Origin of the sequence: Dysgonomonas termitidis (assembly GCF_042654545.1) — a bacterium.
GTDB classification, from domain to species: domain Bacteria; phylum Bacteroidota; class Bacteroidia; order Bacteroidales; family Dysgonomonadaceae; genus Dysgonomonas; species Dysgonomonas termitidis.
On record NZ_JBHSGN010000094.1, the window covers coordinates 72,926 to 98,181 of the forward strand.

12 protein-coding genes are annotated in these 25,256 nt (G+C 37.8%); 9 read left to right on the forward strand and 3 right to left on the reverse strand.

The features are described 5' to 3' along the window. The first annotated feature begins 13 nt into the window (after nucleotides 1-13). From ACFO6W_RS16290 to ACFO6W_RS16310, 5 genes are all read left to right on the forward strand, one after another. Complete coding sequence (locus ACFO6W_RS16290) at nucleotides 14-184, forward strand: hypothetical protein (protein WP_379998337.1); 171 nt, start codon at nucleotides 14-16, stop codon at nucleotides 182-184. Between the two features lie 62 nt (nucleotides 185-246). Continuing rightward, entirely contained in the window at nucleotides 247-1,551 is a 1,305-nt protein-coding gene (locus tag ACFO6W_RS16295) for a radical SAM protein (protein WP_379998339.1), read from the forward strand. Continuing rightward, nucleotides 1,520-3,868 carry an outer membrane beta-barrel protein gene (locus tag ACFO6W_RS16300; RefSeq protein ID WP_379998341.1) on the forward strand — a complete coding sequence of 783 codons (2,349 nt, stop codon included), beginning with the start codon at nucleotides 1,520-1,522 and terminating at the stop codon, nucleotides 3,866-3,868. Before ACFO6W_RS16295 ends, ACFO6W_RS16300 begins: the two co-directional genes overlap by 32 nt. Next, a complete protein-coding gene (locus ACFO6W_RS16305; RefSeq protein WP_379998343.1) occupies nucleotides 3,865-6,075 on the forward strand; it encodes a peptidase domain-containing ABC transporter in 2,211 nt (736 codons plus the stop codon). Before ACFO6W_RS16300 ends, ACFO6W_RS16305 begins: the two co-directional genes overlap by 4 nt. Nucleotides 6,076-6,099: 24 nt before the next feature. Continuing rightward, the gene (locus tag ACFO6W_RS16310) at nucleotides 6,100-6,846 is read left to right on the forward strand and encodes an HlyD family secretion protein (protein ID WP_379998345.1); all 747 of its coding nucleotides are present in this window, start codon (nucleotides 6,100-6,102) and stop codon (nucleotides 6,844-6,846) included. Nucleotides 6,847-7,142: 296 nt separating this feature from the next. On the opposite strand, the gene ACFO6W_RS16315 is transcribed toward ACFO6W_RS16310, so the two are convergent. From ACFO6W_RS16315 to ACFO6W_RS16325, 3 genes are all read right to left on the reverse strand, one after another. Continuing rightward, nucleotides 7,143-7,742, reverse strand: coding sequence for a hypothetical protein (locus ACFO6W_RS16315; protein WP_379998347.1), 600 nt, complete (start codon nucleotides 7,740-7,742; stop codon nucleotides 7,143-7,145). 121 nt (nucleotides 7,743-7,863) lie between these two features. Further along, nucleotides 7,864-8,289 carry a DUF3408 domain-containing protein gene (locus ACFO6W_RS16320; RefSeq protein ID WP_379998348.1) on the reverse strand — a complete coding sequence of 142 codons (426 nt, stop codon included), beginning with the start codon at nucleotides 8,287-8,289 and terminating at the stop codon, nucleotides 7,864-7,866. Nucleotides 8,290-8,291: 2 nt separating this feature from the next. Beyond that, on the reverse strand, nucleotides 8,292-9,056 hold the full coding sequence (locus tag ACFO6W_RS16325; RefSeq protein ID WP_379998350.1) for a ParA family protein: 765 nt from the start codon (nucleotides 9,054-9,056) through the stop codon (nucleotides 8,292-8,294). An 819-nt stretch (nucleotides 9,057-9,875) separates the two neighbouring features. On the opposite strand from ACFO6W_RS16325, the gene mobA reads away from it, so the two are divergent. The 4 genes from mobA (at nucleotide 9,876) to ACFO6W_RS16345 (ending at nucleotide 25,159) form a co-directional block, all read left to right on the forward strand. After that, complete coding sequence (gene mobA / locus ACFO6W_RS16330) at nucleotides 9,876-10,280, forward strand: conjugal transfer protein MobA (protein WP_379998352.1); 405 nt, start codon at nucleotides 9,876-9,878, stop codon at nucleotides 10,278-10,280. Then, nucleotides 10,277-11,575, forward strand: a complete 1,299-nt coding sequence (mobB, locus tag ACFO6W_RS16335; protein ID WP_379998354.1) for a conjugal transfer protein MobB — start codon at nucleotides 10,277-10,279, stop codon at nucleotides 11,573-11,575. Before mobA ends, mobB begins: the two co-directional genes overlap by 4 nt. A 661-nt stretch (nucleotides 11,576-12,236) precedes the next feature. Then, a complete protein-coding gene (locus ACFO6W_RS16340) occupies nucleotides 12,237-15,200 on the forward strand; it encodes a T9SS type A sorting domain-containing protein (protein ID WP_379998356.1) in 2,964 nt (987 codons plus the stop codon). Between the two features lie 17 nt (nucleotides 15,201-15,217). Beyond that, nucleotides 15,218-25,159 carry a SpvB/TcaC N-terminal domain-containing protein gene (locus ACFO6W_RS16345; RefSeq protein WP_379998358.1) on the forward strand — a complete coding sequence of 3,314 codons (9,942 nt, stop codon included), beginning with the start codon at nucleotides 15,218-15,220 and terminating at the stop codon, nucleotides 25,157-25,159. The last annotated feature ends 97 nt before the right edge of the window (nucleotides 25,160-25,256 follow it).

Genomic DNA, 25,256 nt, shown 5'->3' on the forward strand with positions numbered 1-25,256 from the left:
ATTGAAAAATAAAATGAAAAATTCAATTAATTTCATTGAAAATCCTGAGGAACTTAACCAGTTTGATATGGAACAAATCCGTGGAGGTTATAAAGCTGAAGACAAAGCTTGTGGTGTTCATTGTACAGGAAGTTCTTGTAATGCACGTGCTAGTGCCGCAGAAGATCAACTAGCAATTTGCTAAAAGAAAATAAGGATGATGCAAAGCATCATCCTTATATGTTTAACTAATAAACAATTTCCATTATGTATTACTCAAAATATAATTATCTGTTTAAATCTTCTAAATACGGATTCCTTCTCTTTAATGCCGAAACAAACTCATTTGCAGAACTGACCGAAGAGTTATATAATACGCTAGAAAGAGTTAAATTAGACAATAAGTACATCAATAATTTAGAGAATGACTTGATAAAACAATTAGTAATGGCAAAAATTGTAACATCAGAAAATGATAATAATTTTTTTTATGAGAAGCGATTGATGTATTATTTTCGAAGTTTTACTAATAAAACATTGGGCTTGGCAATAGCGCCTACTACTTATTGTAATTTTGCTTGTCCTTATTGTTATGAACATAATAGACTTCCAATATTTATGGATGAAAAAATAGAGACGGATTTGGTGAGTTTTATAAAGAAACATAAAAATATAGATGAAGTTGATATTACTTGGTATGGTGGAGAACCATTACTTGGTATAAAGTCTATAAAAAGAATACTAAAACAAATCAAAGATGAAAATATACCAATACGAAGACATGGAATGATAACGAATGGTTATCTTTTAAATGAAGAAAATTCAGCTTTTTTCAAGGATTATAACCTCAATTATATACAAATCACATTAGATGGAGATAAAAAGTCCCATGATAGCAGACGGGTTTTATCTAATGGAAAGGGAACATTTGATAAAATTATCCATAATATTGACATTTTTAAGAAATATAACCCGGATACTTTTGTATCTATACGGGTAAATCTTGACGAAACAAATAAATCCAGATATACTGCATTAAATAATATGGTTAGAGAAAGATGGAAAGATAATAATATTGGTATATACCCTGCATTTGTCCAAGACTTTAGCGACGGTTGTACTAGTTGTGATATGATATCGACAAACTCACAGGTACAGTTTTATATAGATTTATATAAGAATTACAATATCCCTGTGAATTTTTATTCTCAATTACATATTGGAGGATGTGGTGCGACAAATTTAAATTATTATGTAGTCGGACCTAAAGGAGAGTTATATAAATGTTGGAACGATATAGGTGTAAAAGATAAAGTTGTAGGATTTCTTGATAAAGAAATGATACCTAATAAAAATGTATTATCCCAATATCTAGCTGGACCCACAATGTTTGATGACATTAGTTGTCAAAATTGTAATATTTTCCCAATATGTAGTGGTGGCTGTGAATGGTTAAGATTAGAGAACATTAAAAATGGGACTAATTATAATCTATGCTCAAGCCGTAAGGAGAATTTAGAAATACTATTAGAATCTCATTATGAAAAACGTAAAATCTCACAAAGTGTATAAATATATAATATTAAGTATATTAAATATTTTTATTTTCTTAATATCAGAAAGTATTTGTGCTCAAAATCAAACAATATCTGGAATAGTTAAGGCAAAGTCTGATTATAAACTGGATTATTTTATAGTCGATATATTTAATGAAAAAGATTCAACACTAATATCTGGTGCAAGTTTTTATGACTCTGATAAGTTTGAATTGGTTATTAAGAAATTGGAAGAATCAATAATTGTTAGAATATCAAGTTTAGGATATAAAAATGCTTATAAAAATATTTCCCTATCCAGTCTTAACGATAATATTGATATTGGTGAAATTATGTTAGATGAGATAGTTTTAAAAGAAATAGAAATTGTTTCAAAAATACCGACGATTATAAATAAGGCTGACAGAATGGTCGTCAATGTAACGGGCAGTATTCTTAGCGATGCTTTAAATGGTCTCGAAATGTTACAAAAAACACCGGGACTAATTAGAAATAGAGATGGCATAAGTGTAGCCGGAAAAGGAACGCCTGTATATTATATCAATGGGAAAATGACAAAATCATTGCAAGAGATAGAAATGATAAACCCAAGAGATGTAAAGTCAATCGAAGTAATTGATAATCCATCTTCTGCATATGACGCTGATGGGCATGCTGTTGTTATTATTAATACCAAAAAAAGATCAGACCTTTATTATTATCGAGCAGGAGGAGACTTAATACAAGCTCGAAGATTAAGTGGTGATATATATACCGAAGGGCAAATAAGTTATAAAAAAATGATTGTAAACTCCTATTATGGATATTATGACAATACTTCAAGAACATTTGAAGATAATTATAGATCAGCCGGAAAAAACAATACCATATCTTCATTTGCTAAAGGATTTTCAAAATCAAACCGTCATCAGTATAGATTCTCTACTGACTTTAATATTTCAGATAGACAGAAAATAGGTTACCAATTGGATGGATATTATAGAAACGATAGTTTCAACAAAAATCAATTTACAACAAATTCAAATCAATCATTGAATGACTTTATTACATACTCTGTAACTGAAGGAAACAACCGACAAATTAATAATACGATATATTATAATGTTGATATAGATACGCTTGGTCAATCATTAAATATAATAACTGATTATACAATCTATAGCGATAGAAGTAATCAGGTATATTATAATTTATTAGATAATGAATCTCCGTACTACAATACCAATTTTAATAAAGGAAAGTCAACAATTTTTTCGATAAAAGCAGACTATCAGAAAAAGATATCAAAAAAATGGTTAATGGATACAGGAATAAAATATTATGTTATTGATTCAAAAAATACAAATAATCAATCTGGAAGTACAAATATTATACAAGCATATGATTCTAAAGAGAAAAATGTTGCAGGCTATATAAATTTTAGTGCAGATATTAGCCCAAAGGTTAATATGAGATTGGGTATAAGGGGGGAAAATAATTACAGAAAAGGTTTAAAAGGTGATATGTTATTCATTGATACTACACATTTCGACTTTTTCCCTAGTGCGTTAATCAGATACAATTACAATAATGATTCATATATTGGATTAGCATACTCGAATAGAATTAGTCGTCCCTCACTTTCCGCCTTAGATCCAAGTTTGATAGTTGATTCACTAATGAACCGTATAGGAAATCCAAATTTAAAATCGACAAAAATACATTCATTCCAATTTTCAATAAATCCATTTCAATCATTGAATATAAGACTGGGATATAGCTATTTAGTTAATCCTTTTTATTTCATGGCTTATCAGGATGAGCTTTCTCCACATATAACGAATGTCAGGTTTGAAAATGGAAAGAATACACATACATATACATTCTCTGTAACTTATAATAAAAATGTCACTAAGTGGTGGAGTTTCTCTTTTTTTGGCACAGGATGGCAGGATTTTTATAAATATGCAGCTAACAATACTTCTAAATATAATGATAAAATTAGTTGGTTTATCAATCTTAACAATTCTATCTCTTTACCTTACGATGTAGAGATGGAATTAGCTTTGGATTATAATGGAGGAGGTAGTTCCGGGACTATACAAAATAAGAAGAATTGGAACTTATATGGTTCGTTAAAAAAATCATTTCTTGCAAAAACAATGACTGTAAATCTATCATACAATGATATATTCAGAACTTATATTTCAAAACAAAGATCTGTTTTATACGGAAATAATTTTAATGTGTGGGACGGCGATTATTCATATATAAGATTAGGAATAAGTTATCAATTAGGAAAATCAAAATATAAATCAGTAAGTGGAAATAAAGAAGAACAGAATAGGTTATGAAAAGATTCCCAATTTATATACAGTCTGACTCAATGGATTGTGGCCCTACTTGCCTTAAAATGATATCTTTATATTATGGAAAAGAACAGTGTCTGGATTATTTAAGAGATATAACTTTTACGGTAAGGGACGGTGTTTCTCTTCTAAGCGTAAGTAAGGCTGCTGAACAAATTGGGTTTAAAACCTCTGGAGGCCGTTTTAATATTGAGCAACTAAAGAATAGAGTTATATTCCCCTGCATCCTTCATTGGAATCAAGACCATTTTGTCGTTTTATATAGAGTAGAGAAAAAACGAAAAGACACCGTCTTTTATTTTGCCGATCCCGGCAAAGGACTTCTAGAATATAATGAGAAGGAGTTTAGTGAACACTGGATAAGCACAAAAACAAATGGGGAAGAAAAAGGGGTAGCCTTACTTTTGGAGCCAACAGAACAGTTTTATAAGCAAAAAGGGGAAAAGCCAGCAAAAGCAAGCGGAAAGCTGAAATTCCTTTCCTCCTATTTCAACCGCTACAGAAAATTCTTCGGACAACTCATTATCGGACTTCTGGTTGGCAGTTTACTGCAACTCATCTTCCCATTCCTGACACAAGCTATAGTCGATATTGGTATCGGGAATAAAGACATCAGTTTTATCTGGCTTATCCTTCTGGCGCAACTAATGCTTATTATCGGGCGTACAAGCATTGACTTTATTCGCCGACGTATTCTGCTTCATATCAGTACCCGCATCAATATATCTCTTATATCTGACTTTTTCATCAAACTGATGAAACTTCCTATGAAGTTTTTCGATACGAAACTGCTTGGAGACTTGTTACAGCGCATAGAAGACCATAGCCGGATAGAGCGTTTTCTGACGGCCCAATCCTTAAACCTTTTGTTCTCATTATTCAGTTTTGTCGTTTTCGGTATTGTGTTGTTTATTTATAATCTGAAGATATTCCTCGTATTCCTTTTGGGTAGCATCCTGTACGGCGTCTGGATACTATTCTTCCTGAAAAAAAGAAAAATACTGGATTATAAAACTTTTGAACAGCAAGCCATAAACCGGAGTAAAACATACCAACTGATCAATGGTATGCAGGAAATCAAATTGCAGGGATGCGAGCAGCGCAAACGCTGGGAATGGGAAGATACGCAAGCCGACCTGTTCGGTGTGAATACGCAGGCTTTGTCCCTGCAGCAGACACAGGAAGCCGGAAGTGTCTGTATCAATGAAGTGAAGAACCTGTTGATAACCATATTGGCGGCAACCGCAGTCATCCATGGGGAATTAACGCTCGGTATGATGCTCTCGGTACAATATATTATCGGGCAGCTTAATTCTCCGGTTGAGCAAATAATGAACTTTATCTACCAGTGGCAGGATGTAAGTATCAGCCTTGAAAGGATGAGCGAGATCCATAATAAAGACGATGAGGAAAACAAAGACAAAAACATAAAAAGCCTACAGCCAGATATCCTAAAAGACATAGAGATAAAAGATCTTGTCTTCCAATATGAAGGGCCTTATTCAAAGAAAGTCCTGAATAATATCAACCTGACAATACCAGAAGGGAAGGTAACAGCTATTGTCGGAGCTAGTGGAAGCGGTAAGACTACTCTAATAAAACTGCTGTTGGGCAATTATTCTCCGGTAGAAGGAATAATAGATGTAGGCAACAAGCCTTTGAATGAATTCAACCTGACATGGTGGCGTACACAATGCGGAGCAGTAATGCAAGACGGTTATATTTTTTCAGAATCAATTGCTAAGAACATAGCAGTTTCAGAAGATGAGATAGACACAAAAAGATTAAGGGAAGCCGCACAGATAGCAAACATAGATGATTTTGTTTCCAGTTTACCGTTAGCCTATAATACAATCGTTGGACAAGAAGGTCAGGGAATAAGCCAGGGACAAAGGCAACGCATCTTGATAGCCCGTGCCGTTTATAAAAATCCTCAGTTTATATTTCTGGATGAAGCTACCAATGCGTTAGACGCCAATAATGAGAAAGTTATACTTGATAACCTGAATGAGTTCTATAGAGGAAAAACAGTCGTAGTTGTAGCCCATAGACTTAGTACAGTTAAGAATGCAGATCAGATTGTCGTTCTGGATAATGGTGAAATTGTGGAAAGGGGAACTCATGAAGAACTGACTAATTTGAGAGGAAAGTATTATCATCTGGTAAAGAACCAACTAGAACTGGGAAATTGAATTATGACGGAGAACAATTTAAATATGGACACAGATAAAGCGAAAGACAGAAACAAGGACATCGAATTGCGCAGTGGGAAAGTCCGCAATATCGTAGGAAAAGTGCCTCCTTTACTTCTAAGGATAGGGATTTTTGTAATTTCCATTATCCTAATCTCATTGATGATTGCCGCTTATTTCTTGCCATACAGGGAATATAAGAGGGTTGAAGTGGAATTGTTCTGTCGTCCCGGTTACCAGAGTATAACCATGCCGGAAGACGGGAATGTATTTATGACTACACCAACGATCCATGTAAGACAAGGACAACAGGTATGTTATATCCAAACAAGTGTAGATTCAGTTATAAGCTTCTATGCCAGTTTCGATGGGAAAGTCTTATTTGATACATCTCACGGTGATTTTCTCAGGAAAGAGGATCATATTTATACCATCATTCCGGATTCCATAAAATCTATATATGGAACAGCTTATGTTACAGAAGATGATATTGCCCGGATTGATAGCGGGCAACCGGTAGGTTTTATACTTACCTCAACAACCCCTTACATTGATGATCGCCTGGAAGGCCATATAACCAAAGTTTATCCTTCTTCATCTATAAATAGGGGAAAGAATAAAGACATGTACAAAATTGAGATGGAATTTCCCGGATATAAGCCCGCTTTCCATGATTCTTCCTTTCCTGATTTTAACCCTAATATCAAAGGTATCGGGCAAATTCTTATATCAGACATTCCAGTTCTGAAAAGAATATTGAAGTTTAAATAGAAGTTGATTAATAATATTTTTTCCGTTGATTGATAATTTCTGTTTATCATAATTATTGCAGTTTTTGAATAGTTGTAATTTGACAGGCTCACCGTCCGCTAGTTATGGTCGGTGAGCCTGGTATGTTTATCTTTTGGCTTATTGGGGCAATTTTAGTAGTATTGAATAGGATGAGTAAAAAAAATGCTCTGATATCTACGGCTTTATATTAAAATATCATGCAATATGCTTGGTTTATGAAAAGGAGGAGAAATTTGATTCTCCCCTTGTATTATTAAATGTTTTTACTGAAAGAATTAGTTAATAAATTTCCTTATGTCAAATGTCTCAGAAGATGTCAGATTATTGTTGATAGGATTCATCAATATTTTAGCATGATTATAAACGGAATTATTAATTGTTATAAAATTAAAGAGTTCAGTACCTTCTATCTGATTTAATACATTCACGGTATTTTCTTTTTCAATATCAGTCTGTTCATCTTTCTTTAAAACTTCAATTGTCCTGGATAACTCTTCGAAACTGACACCGGTTGAAATCGTAGAATCTTCAAAATCATTGCCATAATCTTCGTCGAAGTCATCCAGATCATCTTTATAAAAATCCGAAGGTTTTTCCACTTCAAAATCAACAATATCAGGTTCATGATATTCGTCATCCTCTTCAACTATTATTTGTAATTGCTCACTTTTAAAAGGTAGGATGGAAGGCTCCTGTCTTTGCCTTAAGACAGGCAATTCTTTTATGAATCCGGTTTTGGATTCACCAACAATCGCTTTATTGTTTACAGGTATTTCATTCGGTTCCACTCTTGAGGTAATTTTCACATTTTCTTTGTTAATCATGTTGACTCCGGCCGATTGATTAATAAATACTTTTTGCCGGATTTTTACCATATACAGGCTTATATACAAGAAAAATCTGAAAATATACTTTATGATAAGTAATATCCATCTGCACAAAACATGGATTATAGTATATATTACAAATACAATATACAAACTAAATGTTTTCATATTATTCATTTTCAAACAGGTCAGACATAAAATTGCGTCTTAATTCCATGATTTCATCTTTATATTCAATAAAATGCTGCCTTAATACATTGTTAACAAAATTGGCGAGACTGATGCCATCAGTGACCTTTAGTATTTTCTGAATTGAGGTATAAACATCTTCTCCCAGTATGATGGAGGTTTGTCTATGGCTCATATTCGGTTGCCGGACAAGAAATACATTCTGATAGTCATTTTTTGTCTTTTTTCTGCGATTGACTTTTGGGATATTTTCTTCTTTCATGTCAGCATCAGTTTCTTTTACAGTCTCTTTTTTTAGGCTGGAATCCTGCTGGCTTAACTGATCGAACGAATGGGTCGGTATATCCCCTGCAATCATTTTCTTTATAATATCTTCGTCAACATTGACGACTTCTCTCTTTCCCATAATTATAAATTTATGATTTTACTTATTTCAGAAACGAACTCTTCCAGATTACTGTATTTTAATAATTTCTTGTCAGGAGGAAAAAAGGTGGACCTGAATACGATATTCCTGTCTAAGGCAAGCTCTTTATTGTATTTCTTCGTATCCGGAAGCTGTGTCTTTAGCAATCTGTAATTTTCTGCGAGCATGAGTTTATTAAAGAAATCATATAACTCGGTGCTTTCTCTTTTGTCAACTTTATTCCAAAACATTATAATGTCTTTTAACCTCAGGGGTAGGGTAGAGGCTCTCTTATATTCTGTAACAGACATTATAAAGGTAAGACTACTCTGCAAAACCCTCTTATCTGCAATAATAGGCACAAATATGTAATCCATATTAAATATAACATTCAGAATCCCGCTGCTGTCAACCGTTCCCGGTAAATCAAACAGGATCAGATCTATATTTTCAGCGCTGGAGTCAATAATCTCCTGTGCATATGTCAAAGCCTTGTCCGGAATCGCATTAATTATTTTATAGGCTTTCCGGTTAGTTACCTCTAATTGCCTTTCCAATGCCACCTGCAGCTCAGGATTGCTGTTTATCGTTTCAATATCACTATTCCTCATACGGAAAATTGAATGTTGCGGGTAGTCACAATCTATGATTGCCACATTCTTCATATTATTGTAATGCAGGTAGCTGGCCATAATTGTTGTCAAAGCTGATTTCCCGACCCCTCCTTTTTGATTGCTGATAGCAATGTACAATGTTTCTTTATTCATTGGTGAAAAGTTTAAATTAATATATTAAATTACTGTAAACTAATGGTATAATAATTTTGTAACCAATTTATTTAATTACCTAATCATTAGAATAATCGGTAATCAGATTCTTTATTTATTTAATAATCTGGTTAATCAATTTACAGATTGTCTGATGAATAGGTTTTCTAATTATCAGATTATTCTTTAATTAGATTATCTAATAATCTGATTGATTAATTAGAGAATTACATAATTACATAATGGTTGAATAATCTAATGACCTTGTAATTTTATAACTAAATGATTTAATTATCCTTTTACCGTAAAATCCAATAACCTGATTACCAAATTACCCAATAATCCAACTACGGGTTTAGTTGATCATCCAATCATTCCCTAATCTAATTATCTGCAAAATGAATGAATATTAATCCACTTTGATCTTTGTGTCGTAATTTGTCGCATTCTGTCATGATTTGTCGTATGTAACAGTCTTGTATTTAGTGTTATATGATAGTAACTTTGTGCTGTGCCAGTATAAAAGGAAACATTAATATACTTAGAAATCTTACTATTGGTAAAATAATAAAATGCTATATGAAAAATCAACATTCCTCACTTAAGGAAATAACGCTAAATCTACGAAGTAGCCCAATCTACTGTAAAGTAGATTCAATTGCCCGTGCAATTAGCAAGTTGTGTTTTTGTACGACAAATATAATTTGCCATACAAAAACAGAACTTGCCCCCACCTGCTGGATGGGGGATGATTTCCTCCAAAGTCGGAAATCATAACATTGTTTTGTGAAGTGTTTGATAAACTAAATATAATCAGTTATGGGACGGAAAACAGCCAAAGACCCGGCAATACATAAGGTTAATTTCAGGATGAACTCCTCCGATTATGAGAGACTGATGCGGATGTTCAGGGAATCTGAACAAAAAAATCTGTCATTGTTTATCATTTCTGTCATGTTGAACCGTGAAATGAAAGTTGTGAAAGTTGATAAATCCACGATGGATTATTACATGAGATTGACCACTTTTTATACCCAATACCAGGCTGTCGGCAATAATTATAACCAGTTAGTGAAAGCCATTAAATCGAATTTTGGTGAGAAAAGGGGCTTGGCAATGCTCTACAGACTGGAGAAAACTACTATCGAACTGATTTCTATAACAAAACAACTGTTCGCTTTAACAGATGAATTTGAAAAAAAATATTTGGCTAAAAAAGAATGAAATTATTCTTTTCGATACTCTTCAACTGGAAAAACTACGATTCAATGATAGCAAAAATAACTTCCGGATCTTCTATTTATGGAGCCGTTTCTTACAACCAAAATAAGGTGGATGCAGGTGAAGCCAAGGTGATTCATACCCATAAAATGATAGTCCCCAGAGACGAAAGCCAGGAGGCCCTGTTCAATAAAACTTTACAATCATTCGAACCTTACCTTCAGGCAAACAAACGTACAAAGAAGCCGGTGATGCATGTATCTCTAAATCCGAGCCTGGAAGATGTGTTGGATGAATATAAATTAGCCAGAATATCGGACGATTATATGAGGCAGTTGGGTTATGGCGATCAACCCTATATTGTTTACCTCCATACAGATATTGACCGAAAGCACATTCATATTGTTTCACTGAGAATCAATGAAGATGGAGTGAAGCTAAACGACCGTATGGAAAAGATACGTTCGATGAAGATTTGCCGGGACTTGGAAATAAAGTACAAGTTAAAGCAATTATCTAATGAAAAGAGTGAAGACAACACATTATATCTTAAAAAAGTTGATTATATAAGGGGTGACATTAAAAGGCAGATAAGTAATAACGTAAAAAGCCTGATCGAGGATTACCACTATCAATCCTTTGGAGAGTTCAACGCTTTATTGTCTTTTTTCAATATACATGTAAAACATGTAAGAGGAGAGGAGAGCGGTAATTATTATAATGGGCTCATATATTGTGCTGCCACAGAAGACGGAACTCCTGTCGGAAATCCTATTAAATCATCAGCCATTGGTAAAATAGCCGGTTATGAAGCATTAATGAAAAAGATAAAGAGGACCTCAGAACTGGTTAAAGACAAAAAACTGTATGTAAATGGAATTTCTAAAAAAATCATCACAGATGCAATGAAGCATGCTGGAAATGATACCAAATTTAAATCTATTTTAAAAAACAACAATATTGACGTCCTTTTCCGGAAGAATGAGGAAGGACGTATTTACGGCGTAACATTTATAGATCATACACACCGGATGGTGTTTAATGGTTCCAGACTGGGAAAAGGATTTTCGGCCAACGCTTTCGATAAGTTGTTCGGTCTGTATGCCCTCAATTCTAAGGAAACTGAGCAACCTGCCAACGGTGAAGAATCCCAATTCTCTACAACTCAAAGAATCCCGGTTTCGGTAGATGAAATTTTTGGAACATTCTATCTGGATAATTCCGGCTATGATCCCGAAGAGGAAGTCTTTAGGAAAAAACTTAAACGAAGGAAAAAACAAAAGAGACGGAAAATCTGACATAGGCTACAATATTCTGGAATTTTTCATTAGAGTTTATATCCAATAAGGATTTATTTAAATGAATATCAGCTATATGTGAATGTTTCTTTTAGTAATCTGAAGAAGAGATGTTTATTTGTAAATAACTGATAGTCATAAGTCTTTTGGCTTATGCTTTATGATGTCTATTAAAAAGCCGAATCTACCAATAAAAAATTATCAGATAAATTTTAGTATTTATTTGCATATAATTATAATATTAATACATACATTTACATTTGAATATATGTATAGTATTTTAATTTATAAATTTACTTTAAATGAATGCATATAATATATAACAATAAGTTTATATAAATAAATGATAAAGAATGTATTAAATTGAATTTAAAATTATACTAACTATATATATTAATATATTGTAATTTATAATATTAAAAATAATAATGATTAAAAATATATATATGTATAAATATTATGGAATATAAATAATTATAAATTTTCTATGCATTAATAAAAAATGATTCATTAACATATTACAGACAAAATTACTCAACTTATATTTTTCCCAACCAGCACAGAATAATTTATAGACTTATAGATAGGAATATGACACCGGTTAATAATATAAACAACCATATTAATTATCTTTTTTTTCAATTCAAATATCTGTTACCTTATGAGGAAACAAATTACCCTATTATTAATTTTGGCGATATGCTCCGGAAGCCTGCTTGCGCAGTCCCCCGGAGGAGTCGGCAGCCCTGAGCTTTGGTTTCGTACCAAGCCGGCAGGAACAGACCTGAATGGTAATTACCGCTGGCAGGATTTCAGCGGTGATTCCCTGCACCTGAACGTTTATGATTCCCGGGGTGCGTCCTACGGAGACGAATTTACTAATTCTTCCGTGCGCCACTACAATGGTAATCCTGCTTTGAGCCTGAACAAACTCCTTGATGCAAAAAGCCGGGAAGTACAACTTAAACGCACCAACCTGTCTCAGGCAACAATTATCGGTGTCTTCGCACCCAATGCAAACTTTGATAAGGAGATGTTGCTTTACGGGCTCAACGGCCGGCCGGGACAAGGTGTTTTTGTAACTACCAACAAAATTATCCCCAGTATCGAAAGTGGAAAAAGTAAGTTCGATTTTGGGGAAAGCCAGGGTATGGACCTGATGTATTCATCTAACGATCCTGAAGGCAGCCTGAATGTTTTCCACGAGAAATCCTTACGTATTGCCGCATATTACCGCAGTGTACCGCCTTCAACAGGTTTATGGGGTGAAAGGGATAAGGCCGTATTAACATTTGGCTCAATCTACAGTTCAAATAATGTCAACAATAATTCCCGATTCTCATTGAGCAGCAGCGAGAACCGTGCCTTTACCGGATATATACCCGAGCTGATCGCTTATAACCGTTTGCTGGCTCCTCTGGAAAGAAGGCAGGTAGACAGTTACCTGGCTATAAAATACGGATTGTCGCTTCCGGTATCATTTATAGGCAGCAACGGACAGCTACTCTGGGATTACGATGCTGAACCTACTTATAATAACCGCATTACGGCTATTTACCGTGATAATGCAAGCGGACTCTATCAAAGGGAATCGGGCACCAGTTTTGAGGAACTCCCTAATTATAGCGACCTGAACGACTATTATCACCTGGGTAATCCCAATTACCGGAGTTCAGCCTCCCGTTTGCTGGTTGTGGGCAGGCAGTTTGCCAATAAAACCAAAGATGGGGAGTATATATTCTGGGGAGATAATAACGCTTCAGTCAAATTAAAAGAAATAGAAGGGGTCCTGGGTATGAAAATCATGAGTCGCAAATGGCTTGTCAGGACAAATATAACAGCCACTAATCAGGCCGACAAGCAACTTGAATGGCAGGTAACGGACCTGAGTTCTACTGTCAAAGGTTTTGTAACCACTTTACGGAAACCCTCTTCAGGCAATTCTCAGGGAACAGCCTTTACACAAAAGCCATTGGTTGATACAAAAGGTTATTTAGGCGTTTCCGGTATATCCCTCTCCGGAAACCTGTATATCAAGTTAGGGAATAATCAAACCCTTCTCTCTCCTGGCAGCCACGATTACGGCTATTATATAAGCGGTAGTAAAGTCTATCCTATTGTATCGGGAGTAGTCAGCGAGACATCCATCTATACCCTTATCTTTTACTCTACACTGGAACTGGAGAAAGACGACAGCAGCATCTGTCTAAGGATTGACGGGCAACGAATCCCGGCTAGTGAAATAACTATTACCCCACAAGATATAAACAAACAGTTCTACGGGGCCGTCTGCCTTACCAACGGCACTTTTGACTCGCAGGTCGATATCCGTCACGGAGGTTTTGTCGATACAGGAAATCGTATCGAGTTGTCTTATTCTTCGAACCGTGCTTCTGAATTCAAGGATAATGACAAAGGGCGCAGTTTCCTGTTGATAGACCATACCGGAACGGGTAATTTTGATTTGAATACGGTAGATATGATTGAGGTGGATGATATTGACATCTCACGTCAAAAGGCGATCTTCAACAATGTGTTCCTAAACACAGGTGATGTGTTTACTTTCGCCTATCGCGAATCCGGCCTGGCAGGAGAAATTGTAATTACCGATCCGGCCTGTAACCAGTCCAATGGAGAAATCACCGTTCAGATTAAACAGGGAATCCGCGCTTTCATCTATACCCTGACCGATCTGGCAACAGGGCAAGTTGTAAAATCAGGCCGGGAAAACAGCTATACTATCCATCTGACCGGGCTTAAGGGAGGAAATTACGAATTGAAAATATCGGAAGCCGGAGGCTTTAATTTAGAGAATATCGATCCGGCAATAAAACCAACACGGGCCAAAACGACCAACTGCTTACCTGTTTTTGAAGGAGCACTCGAGTGGACGATCTCCAACATCACCGATACTTATATGATCGGATATACCACTTTTATAGAAGATGTAAATAATACGAAGAATATTATCCATTACGGTCTGAAAAAGCAGGCGGACAAACTCTATGTCGTAACTAACGGGAAAGCAGCCACTTCTCCGGTCACCACCCTGGCAATAGGAGATGTAATCCGAATTGAGAAAACCATGAGCGGATTAAAATATAAGAAGAACGGTACACAAATCGCTACAGGTAGTATTTCTTTGCTGGATTACCTGTTGAAATTCTACGGGCTGATCGACACAGGTTTCGGCCCTGCCGAAATACTTAATGTCAATGCCACTGGCTTCTTCAACCTGGCGGATTATAACTGGACAAGGATGGATAATATGAAAATATCCCACTCCGACGGGGCTTCGCTGACCTATACACTGACCCTGAATGACCCGTGTGGTACCAATTCTGTACAACTACAGCCGGAAACACTACAAGAAAAAACAGAAGACAAGCTCAAGTTATCCTATATACAAGGCTCTATGACGGTCAAAGCTGAAATTGAATTTGAAGAACCGGATGTAGTTTCATTTACTGTCTTCAATTTGAATGGAAATCTTATCCAAAAGAAGAACCTTACTACACCCCAGAGAATACAGGTAGCGGATCTGGATGTACCGGCTATAGGAGTATATATCATCAAGGCTATCACAACCAATGGTGAATATACCAAGAAACTGCTAATCCAATAATAAGTAAAACTGACATTATGATACATAAGAAAAAACGATATGCATTATTCTGTGCACTGGCAATCAGTGCAGGGATACTGGGGGCAGTGGTCTTCTCCGGCAGGAGCCTCCAAAAGGATGTTCCTGTCTTTTCAGAGGTTACAGGAGGACAAAGTCCGACTGCGCCAAAAACAGATAAAAAAGAGGCATCCATTGAAACGGAAGTAAATCCTGAAACAAAAGATTTACAACATACGGCAAAAACAACTCAAATACAGTTCGTATCTTCTCTACAGGAAGGTATAATAGGGTCTTATGCAGGCAAGCACCTAGACAACCCTTCCGATAATATTTTCACTGTCGATATAAACAGCGAGCTATCAGATAAAGATATCGTCTGGCTAAGTTATCAACTGGAAGGGGTCTCTGATTTTACCAATATTCCGCGTAGTGTCAATGACCGCCTTGCCACCGGTGGTTATCTGGTTAAATTTTCAGACAAAACCTCTCTACAACGGGAACAACTGAATGTTAACTGGCTGAAAAAAGGAGAAAACCGGATTCAGTTCAGTTTGCCGGAAAATGCAGAATACGGTTACAAAGTAAGCAACCTTTCCATAGAAGTGGAAAAAGGGGCTAATACTTCCCCTCTGATTGTCATCAGTTCGGGAACAAACTTTGACAACAAAGCCTATATAAGCGGATATGTTCAGGATAAGAATGCCGGACAAACCAAGTATTATGTAGACAACAAACCCGTTACTACAGTAGAAGGGGCTTTTGAATCAATCGTACCGTTGAATAATAGCCGTAAGATAGATGTCAAAGCGGTTTACGCTGATGGCAGAGAACTGACAAAACAGATTATAATTACATCAGGAACCAATATGGATATTGAATATGCCTTAGGACAGAATGTAAAACAAATATCCAAAACATTCAAAAAAGGCATAGCTGATAATATTCAATTTGAAACGGCGCTATTGAAGGTAGACTCTTCAGCCCTACTGACAGATTCAAAGAATATCACAGTCTCTACGTTGCGTCACATCGATATTGCTGCCCTGGATATGGGGATGAGTAATGTTACGGCAACACACAAAGGGTATCGATTTCTTCCTCATGGAGAACATTTTGCTGAAGGAGCTAAAGTGACGATCAAATATGACCGAACCAGGATACCGAATGGGTTTACCGAAGACGATATTAAAACCTATTACTTCGACCTCGGTTCAAAACACTGGGTGGCGCTTAAACGTGATACCATCGATAAGAAAAACCAACTGATCGTATCGACAACGACTCACTTCACCGATATGATAAACGGAGTGATCCAGACACCTGAATCACCCGAAACGCAGGGTTTTGCACCGACTATGATGAATGATATCAAAGCGGCAGACCCTACGGCAAAAGTACAGGTGATTGCACCTCCTGCGGCCAATAACAGGGGATCGGCAGGATTAAGCTACAACTTTGAAATGCCTCCCGCTCGTAACGGTATGTCTCCATCATTAGGTATTCAATACAACTCCGATGGGGGAGCCGGATGGCTGGGTGAAGGATGGGATTTAAGCACCCCTTCAATTTCAATAGATACGCGTTGGGGAGTGCCCCGTTATGACGAAGTAAATGAAACCGAAACCTACTCGTTTAATGGCAGTATGCTGATGACGATGGATGATTCGGGAGAAAGTTCTGTGGCCCACCGAGGCGATAAGATCAATCGTAAAACAGACCGTCAGTTTTATCCAAGAAATGAAGGTACGTTCTCGAAAATAATACGTAAAGGAAGTTCTCCAAGTAATTATACATGGGAAGTAACCGATAAATCGGGGACTAAGTATACATATGGAGCTGTACTGAAAGGTACTGCAAAAACTTTAAGCACAAACAAAGAAGTTATTGTAGAATGGAAATTATCGCGTGTTGAAGAATTACACGGAGATTATATCGAATACATCTATGAGGCGGTAGACGAACCGGTAAGAGGGGGCTTAACCGCCAAAGCCATCTACTTGAAAGAGGTGCGGGCCGGTAATAAAGGTGAAGACCCGCATACGGTAGTAAGCCTGACCAGTACAACCCAGAAAGATAAAAAAAGTAATTCGGCGCGTTATGGATTCCTGACATCGAATAATAGATTACTCAATAAAGTGGAAATTGCCTTTGAAGGACAAACACTAAGAAGTTATACTTTCACTTACAAGCAGAGAGCTTTCAATACCAATATTCTTGATAAGGTAACGCATCTTGATGCTTACGGAACTGCATTTGCTTCGCATACGATGGATTATTACGATGATGTGGATTCGAAAAATGGGTATAAACCATTTAAGACGGATGCTGAAATCTGGAATTTGAATAATGACGGTATAGATGCGGGATTTGTCAATCCGGTAGCTATTCTTGGTGCACCCGGATTCAGTGATAAGGCAACAGCGTTAGGCGGAAGTAAAACAACTTCCACTACTATATCTGCGTATGTCGGTGTCGGAATTGGAAGCCCTATCAGCAAGGAGTTGTCCGCCGGTGCCAGCTATAGCCGTACAAATTCAACAACACAGGGATTGGTAACGCTGGTAGATATCAATGGGGATGGCTTGCCTGATAAAGTATACAAAAAAGACAAATCCATATACTACCGCCCTAATATTTCGCAAATTTCAGATACTGAATTTAAATATGGGGATGAAATAAAGATTGCTGGTATATCGAACTTTTCAAGGACGAAAGCCACTACAAACACTTTAGGCCCTAAAGCATATGTACCTTATGTATCCACCGGATCGGACGTTGGCAAAACAACCAGTAAAACCGATATATATTTTTCTGACTTAAATAACGACGGTCTTTTGGACATAGTTATAGACGGTAAAGTGTATTTCAATCATATTGTTATTGATAACAATAACAAAGCCGTGCCAACTTTTACTTTAAGTAGCGGAGATACACCCAGCCCTATATCAGGAGGAGGTGTAATAGACCTCAGTGATACGGAAGTCGATCCTGTTGAACAGGCTGAAATAATAGCAAACTCTCCATTACAGGATGTAGTTCGTGTCTGGGAAGCACCGTTTGCAGGAACAATTAAGGTGGAAGGTAATGTTCAGTTACAGGCTCCGCAGGCAGGATATGATGAAAAAGAATATGAAAAAGCGGACGGTGTGCGGGTAGCTATTCAATCCGGCAGTACAGAGAGATGGAATAAATCTATAGCCAAAGGGGATTTTATGTCTTATCCTGCCAATGTAAATAATATTTCCGTTACCAAAGGGCAAAAAGTGTATTTCCGTGTACAGTCCGGAGCAAATGAAATAGCCAACGGAGCATTCGATCAGGTAAAATGGTCTCCTGTTATTAGCTATACGGACCGTACCAATCAAACGAACCCGAATGGACAGGGCACAACCATTTTTAAATTATCTGAAACGGATTATATAAGTATTGAATCTCCGAATTATATCCCATCGGCGTCTTCTGCGACAATCTCCGGCACATTCATAAAACCGGTGACATCCGATAATATTACCTTAAAAGCGGTCCTTTCTACAGATGAAACCATCGATGACGGGCAGGGAAATGCTATTGCGAATCCAGCTTATCAGCAAGTTACCGTCTATGAAAGGACTTTCAACTGGGATGAGACATACAACGGAAATCTCACTTTTAACGTAGCCAATTCAATCGCCGGGGAAAATCTGCAATTTTTGATCGTTTCAGAGACTAATGTTGGTATCGAATATATCAAGTGGTCTCCGGTAATAGCTTATTCAATCGACGGATCAACTGTCAATACAACAGGAACCGTTACATATCCGGCTTACTCGACTATGTTATCGGAGGGGCAACCTTACATTTTGGCTGCCAATGGAACATTAAGTATTAAACCTCAATTTTCTGCTCTTACTTCATTACCGAATTCATCTATAAACGGAACATTACTAATGGCCGTGAAAAATGTAACAGGTTTATTGGCAAAACAGCAGGTAACCATAACCAATGGAATTGTAGCTCCGGCTTCCGGTATTAGCTCACTGGCTGCTTCCGCAGGGACAATCTGGGTTGAATATTATATTGCCGATGCCGGGTTATTCGCTCAACTGGGAATTCCGCAAGCAGTAATAACAGCTAATGCCGTGACCTCAACAGTAACTGCAAATACATTTACCGTAAGAGGCAATGATGGTTATGGTATTATGTACCGTGGTTGGGGACAATTTGTTTATAATGCAGCAGATGGCCGTTATGGTAACCCTATCGAAGAATCCCTGTTAGTTTTGCCTCAGACTGAAGAGGCGGCAGATCCCCTGAAAATGGTGTTTATGCCGATGTCACCTGATAGTGACGGCAAAAAGTACTGGATGGGGCAAACACCTGATAATTACATAAACGGTTCTCTTATGTCCAGTTCACGCCTTGGGGAACAAGATGTGCTTCTAACCAATCCACTGGCTGATTTCAGTAATGTAAACGTTAAAACGGGTAATTGTATTGAAGGTTCCGGAGCAAGTGCACCGGTACTTGAAAGCAAGAGTAGCAGTACAGGTTACTTTCTGGGAGGCGGCATCGGGCCTGTTTCCGGAAATATAAGTACTGCTTCCGGTTGGGAGAATAACAAGCGATCTTTTACCGATATGAATGGTGACGGTTTTCCTGATATAATTACAGAAAATCAGGTTCAATATACCAATGTAAAAGGAGGCTTTGATGGAGAAATTCTAAACGGTAACTATACGCATTACAGTAAAAACGGCAGCAAGTCGGGTGGTGCTGGCGGAGGCGGTATAATACTGTCAAATTCAAATACATCATCGGGTACTATTCCAGCAGGCACAAGCACGGAAAAAAAATCATCTGGAACCAGTTCAGGAAGCCTGTGGAGTAAAATAACAGCATACAGTAATGCTGCAAAGACTTCAGTTGAAAACGGAACGAACAAATTGAAGGCATCCGGCTCACTGGATGGCTCGCTAAATAACGATGAGACCAGTTATACTCTTGTCGATGTGAATGGTGACGGTTTACCTGACAAAATTAATGAGAATAAAACCGTGCAAATTAATCTTGGTTATGGATTTACGGATCCCGTAGACTGGAACCTTGATAAAATACAGGAAGGTAAAAGTACGACTATCAGCGCAGGTGGTGGTTTGGGGTATGATATCAAGCAATCCAGTTTTTCCGGAGGATTCGGTATAACAACTACCACCAGTAGTGTCAACTATATGCTTTTAGATGTAAATTCGGACGGCCTGCCTGATAAAGTGAGGGAAGATGGTGGGAATGTCTACGTTTCGCTTAATACAGGAAACGGATTCTCCCCTGAGTTTTCATGGACGGGGATGGAACGGATAAATAAAACCGCTTCGACGTCAGAATCTGCCAATGCGGCTGTGACTTTTGGAATTATAATTCCTCTCACTCCAATTAAGATAGTTACCAATCCTGGAGGAAGTATTGCCCAGAGCATGAGCCGCTCTTTATATGATATCCGTGACATAGATGGCGACGGTTATCCTGAAATCGTGTCTTCCGATGAAGATGGTAAAATGACCGTTTATCGTTCCACTATAGCCCGTACCAACAAGCTAAAAACAGTCAATAATCCGCTTGGCGGTAGCTTTACCCTCGATTATGCCCGTACCCATGCTACTTATGATCATCCCGGAGGTAAATGGGTCATGAAATCGGTGGAAGTAAACGACGGTATTTTAGACGACGGAGCCAATATGAAGACTGTCTTCGACTATGAAGACGGTAAACAGGAACGCCACGAACGCGAGTTTTTAGGCTTCGGTAAGGTAATCACAAAGAATATTGATACCGAAGCGTATGAAACCGATAAGGTTTACCGTAAGGCCATACAGGAATACGATGTAAACTCAGTGTACACTGCCGGAAATCAAGTCCGTTCGGCAGTGGAAGATGCAGCAGGTAATAAATTTTCGGAAAGTGTGAACGAATACCACAGTTATAAGGTATCCGCTTCTGCTGATACATATAACTTTGCAGCAGATAATAGTATCTGTTCAGACCGTGCCATAACCTTTACACCTTTGAAATACACCAAATCGGTCGTATACGAAGGACAGGCAGACGGCATGACAGCCAACGAAAGTTATTACGAATATTACCTGAACGGTAACTATGGTGACCTGAAAAACTATAAATACAGCGACAAGGGTACGTTGGGCAACTCAGGCACCGGGGCATTCAACTACCAGACATCGGTTGAATATACCAATAATACAGCCAAGCATATATTGGGGCTTCCTGTAAAAGTGCAGGTAAAAGGATCGGACGGCAAACTCTACCGTCAGACGGAAGCAGCCTATGATCTTGCCTATGCCAATCACCTGACCAAAGTGACCCAGACCCTCGATGAAGGAGGCAACAAAGCCGAAATAGACATTACATACGATAAATACGGCAATATCAAACAGAAAACACTCCCTGCCAACTCAAAAGGACAGCGTATGTTCTACAAATACCTGTATGACCGTGATTACAATATGTATGTTGAGCGTGTCGAAGATGCTTTCGGCTACAGGAGTGAGATGGAAAACTATGATTACCGCTATGGCATTCCTTTGGTAACCCGTGATATGAACGGTTATACCATGGAGTCGGCTATCGACTATCTGGGACGTATCGAAACCGTAACCGCCCCGAATGAACAAGCGGAAGGCGCACCGTATACCATCAAGTTCGAATACCATCCGCAGGTCGAAAAAAACGCGGGAGGTATTAAATCTCCGGCTTATGCCGTCACCAAACATTACGATCCCCAACATCCGAATGATGACCTGGAGACTGTAACCTTCGCAGATGGATTCGGACGAGCCCTGCAGGTAAAGAAAGACGGCGTGGTAACAACCACAACAAACGGAACCATTCCACAGGATCAGAAAGTAATGATCGTCAGCGGACGTGCCAAGTTCGACCCGTTCGGGCGTGTGCGCGAAGCTTTCTATCCGGTTACTGAAACAATGGGAAGTAAGACTGTTTTCAACCCTGCATTTGATACGGAAACTCCGACCAAGACCCATTACGACATTATGGACAGGGCTGTCAGGACCATCCTTCCCGATAACAGCGAATCGCTGATGGCTTATGCTAAGGATAACAGCAGCCGAACATTAGTCACTACCGTTACCGATGCCATGGGAGGAAAACAATCGACCTTTACTAACGGTTCGGGATTGACTGTCAAGACCGAGCAATACTCAGGCCCTGACGGAACTATAACCACCCGTTTTGAATTCGACCCGATTAACCAGTTATTAAAAGCTATCGATAATGGCAACAATGAAACTGTATCGGCTTACGATATGGCAGGCAGACGAATACATGTAACACACCCGGCTTCGGGAACCACATCGTTCAAATACGATAATGTAAGTAACCTGTTAAGCAAGCAAACCGCCAATTTGGCATCGGAAAATAAGGAAATTACTTACGACTATGATTACTCACGTCTTACGGCAATCAATTATCCCGATAATCCGCAAAATAATGTGAAGTATCACTATGGAAATAAGAATGCCAAAGAGAACCGTGTCGGACGCCTTATGTTGCAGGAAGATGCGACAGGGGCACAGGAGTTTTACTATGACCGTTTAGGGAATATAGAACAAGTTCGCCGTACTGTAATTATTCCGAACCAGGCAATCGCTACCTATATCACTCAGTGGAGTTATGATAGCTGGAACCGTCTGGAACAAATGGTTTATCCCGACGGGGAGAAAATCAGCTATGCATACAATACGGGAGGATTACTGGAAAGTGTGAAAGGTGAAAAAGCTTACTCATATATTTACGTGAATAAACTGGGCTATGACAAGTTCGAGCAACGCATCTACATGAAATACTGTAACGGAGCCGAGACAAATTACAGCTATGATCCTCAACGCAGAAGGCTTTCCAACCTGATGGTAATTTCAGGAAAAGAAACCCGTAAGCAGATTATGAACAATGCTTATTCGTATGATAAGGTAGATAATGTGTTGAGCGTCATCAATACCGCACCTGCGCCTGTAACGGGTATGGGCGGGCAAATGAGCCATACCTACAACTACGACGGACTGTACCGTCTGCAAAGCGCAACAGGAACTTATAGCGGAGCAGATAACAAATTGGCATCTTATACCCTTGCTATGAGTTATGATAACCTGCATAATATCACCAGCAAGAAACAGCATGTACAGCAACAGGGCATCCAGTTTGACGGAATGCTGAAAGCAGGTTATGATCTGACCTATGAGTACAACAGCCAGAAACCGCATCAGATAGCCAACCTGAAAGACGAGAATTACCGTACTGAAGGATCTGAAAATCAGGATAAGATTAAGAAAGACCATACATATCAGTATGATGCCAATGGTAACCTTGTATATGTAAATACCGCAAGGGAGAAACAGGACGGACAGGCGGAAGAAAAAGCCAATGAACGCAAACTACGTTGGGACGAAGAAAACCGTTTACAGGCAATTAATGACAACGGCTTTATCTCAGGTTATTGGTATGATGCATCGGGAGAACGTGTGGTTAAGACAAGCGGCGATGACGAAGGTATATATGTGAATGATGTATTCAGCGGAGCCAGAACCGAAACGGCTAACTTTACGGCATATATCAATCCGTATCTGGTTATCAGCAAAGGCGGGCAGTACACCAAGCATATTTATATTGGCTCACAAAGAATCGTATCTAAACTGGGCGACCTGGATAGCTACGGGCAAGATCCACGCAGAATAGAATACGCAGGATCAGGTATAAGCAATATTACGGTAGACTATAAGAACAAATACAAAGAATCACAACAAGCCATTAAGGATAATTATGCTAACTTTGAAGTACCGTATTACGGGACGGATAATGACGATTATGTGAACGGTGGCGGATTCTGCTGTGGTGATAGCCCGAAACTGAAATCTTTCGATCCAAGCAAGAATGATAATCCTGAGTTGTACCAGTATTATTACCATTCCGACCATTTAGGTAGTAGTTCTTTGATAACTGATTTAGATGGAGAAATTGTTCAGCATATAGAGTATGTGCCTTTCGGAGAAGTCTTTATCGAGGAACGCAACAATACGTGGAATACGCCGTACCTTTTTAATGCAAAGGAACTGGATGAAGAAACAGGGTTGTATTATTATGGAGCGAGGTATTATGATCCGAAAATAAGCCTTTGGTTATCAACAGATCCCGCACAGGAGAAGTTTCCAAGTGTAAGTACTTATGCTTACTGTATACAAAATCCAGTAAAATTTGTTGATCCGGACGGGAAAGAAGTATATTATGATACTGAAGGCAATAAACTAGGAAAAGTTGGTGAGAATAATGATGTAAGAGTCCTTAATTCAACTTCATTAACGAGAGATGATGCTTTAAATTATATTAAATCTGCGTCTGAAGAGTCGATACAAGCTTTAATGGATAATAGTATTGCTTTTGCTGATTACTTCAATGATGTTTCAGATGTAACAAATGATGCTCCATTAGTTCCGTATATTGATAACTGTTATACAGCTGCAAAAAAACAACTCCTAAATGCAGGATATACACCTCTTGGACGAACTTCTGCTATTGATACAAAAACAGATAAAGGGTATAACCCTAATCTAAAAACTGACCCCATCGGAGGAGCTATAAAAATACAAACTGATCTGTACGATGGAAAACCCGTAATAGTTGGTGTTGAACAAGCTGATTCGAGAGGATATTTTGCTCTTGAAAAAAGAAATGCCAATCAATCAACAGGTCATTTCATTGTTATTAGATCAGTAAGCAAAGATGAAAATGGTGTCATTAAATTTAATTATTTAGATAATGCATCTTATAAGGGGAAAAATGATGTTAATAACTTGACATTAAATACCAAAACAGGAATAATAAAAGGTTTTATGTCACAAAGAAATCTCACTTATACAGTTTCAGAGGTTAGATCAAGTAAAGAGACCGTTAAAAAATAACAAGTTAACAATGCTGTAGCGCATTTAAAAATCTTATAACAGTCTTTTAAATGCGCTACAAAAAGAAAATAAGTACCAAACTAATATGTAACTCATA

Excerpts from the sequence above, each read along its gene's own strand:
- ACFO6W_RS16290 (WP_379998337.1), top strand. The coding sequence starts at position 14 with ATGAAAAATTCAATTAATTTCATTGAAAATCCTGAGGAACTTAACCAG.
- ACFO6W_RS16295 (WP_379998339.1), top strand. The coding sequence starts at position 247 with ATGTATTACTCAAAATATAATTATCTGTTTAAATCTTCTAAATACGGA.
- ACFO6W_RS16300 (WP_379998341.1), top strand. The coding sequence starts at position 1,520 with ATGAAAAACGTAAAATCTCACAAAGTGTATAAATATATAATATTAAGT.
- ACFO6W_RS16305 (WP_379998343.1), top strand. The coding sequence starts at position 3,865 with ATGAAAAGATTCCCAATTTATATACAGTCTGACTCAATGGATTGTGGC.
- ACFO6W_RS16310 (WP_379998345.1), top strand. The coding sequence starts at position 6,100 with ATGGACACAGATAAAGCGAAAGACAGAAACAAGGACATCGAATTGCGC.
- ACFO6W_RS16315 (WP_379998347.1), bottom strand. The coding sequence starts at position 7,742 with ATGGTAAAAATCCGGCAAAAAGTATTTATTAATCAATCGGCCGGAGTC.
- ACFO6W_RS16320 (WP_379998348.1), bottom strand. The coding sequence starts at position 8,289 with ATGGGAAAGAGAGAAGTCGTCAATGTTGACGAAGATATTATAAAGAAA.
- ACFO6W_RS16325 (WP_379998350.1), bottom strand. The coding sequence starts at position 9,056 with ATGAATAAAGAAACATTGTACATTGCTATCAGCAATCAAAAAGGAGGG.
- mobA (WP_379998352.1), top strand. The coding sequence starts at position 9,876 with ATGGGACGGAAAACAGCCAAAGACCCGGCAATACATAAGGTTAATTTC.
- mobB (WP_379998354.1), top strand. The coding sequence starts at position 10,277 with ATGAAATTATTCTTTTCGATACTCTTCAACTGGAAAAACTACGATTCA.
- ACFO6W_RS16340 (WP_379998356.1), top strand. The coding sequence starts at position 12,237 with ATGAGGAAACAAATTACCCTATTATTAATTTTGGCGATATGCTCCGGA.
- ACFO6W_RS16345 (WP_379998358.1), top strand. The coding sequence starts at position 15,218 with ATGATACATAAGAAAAAACGATATGCATTATTCTGTGCACTGGCAATC.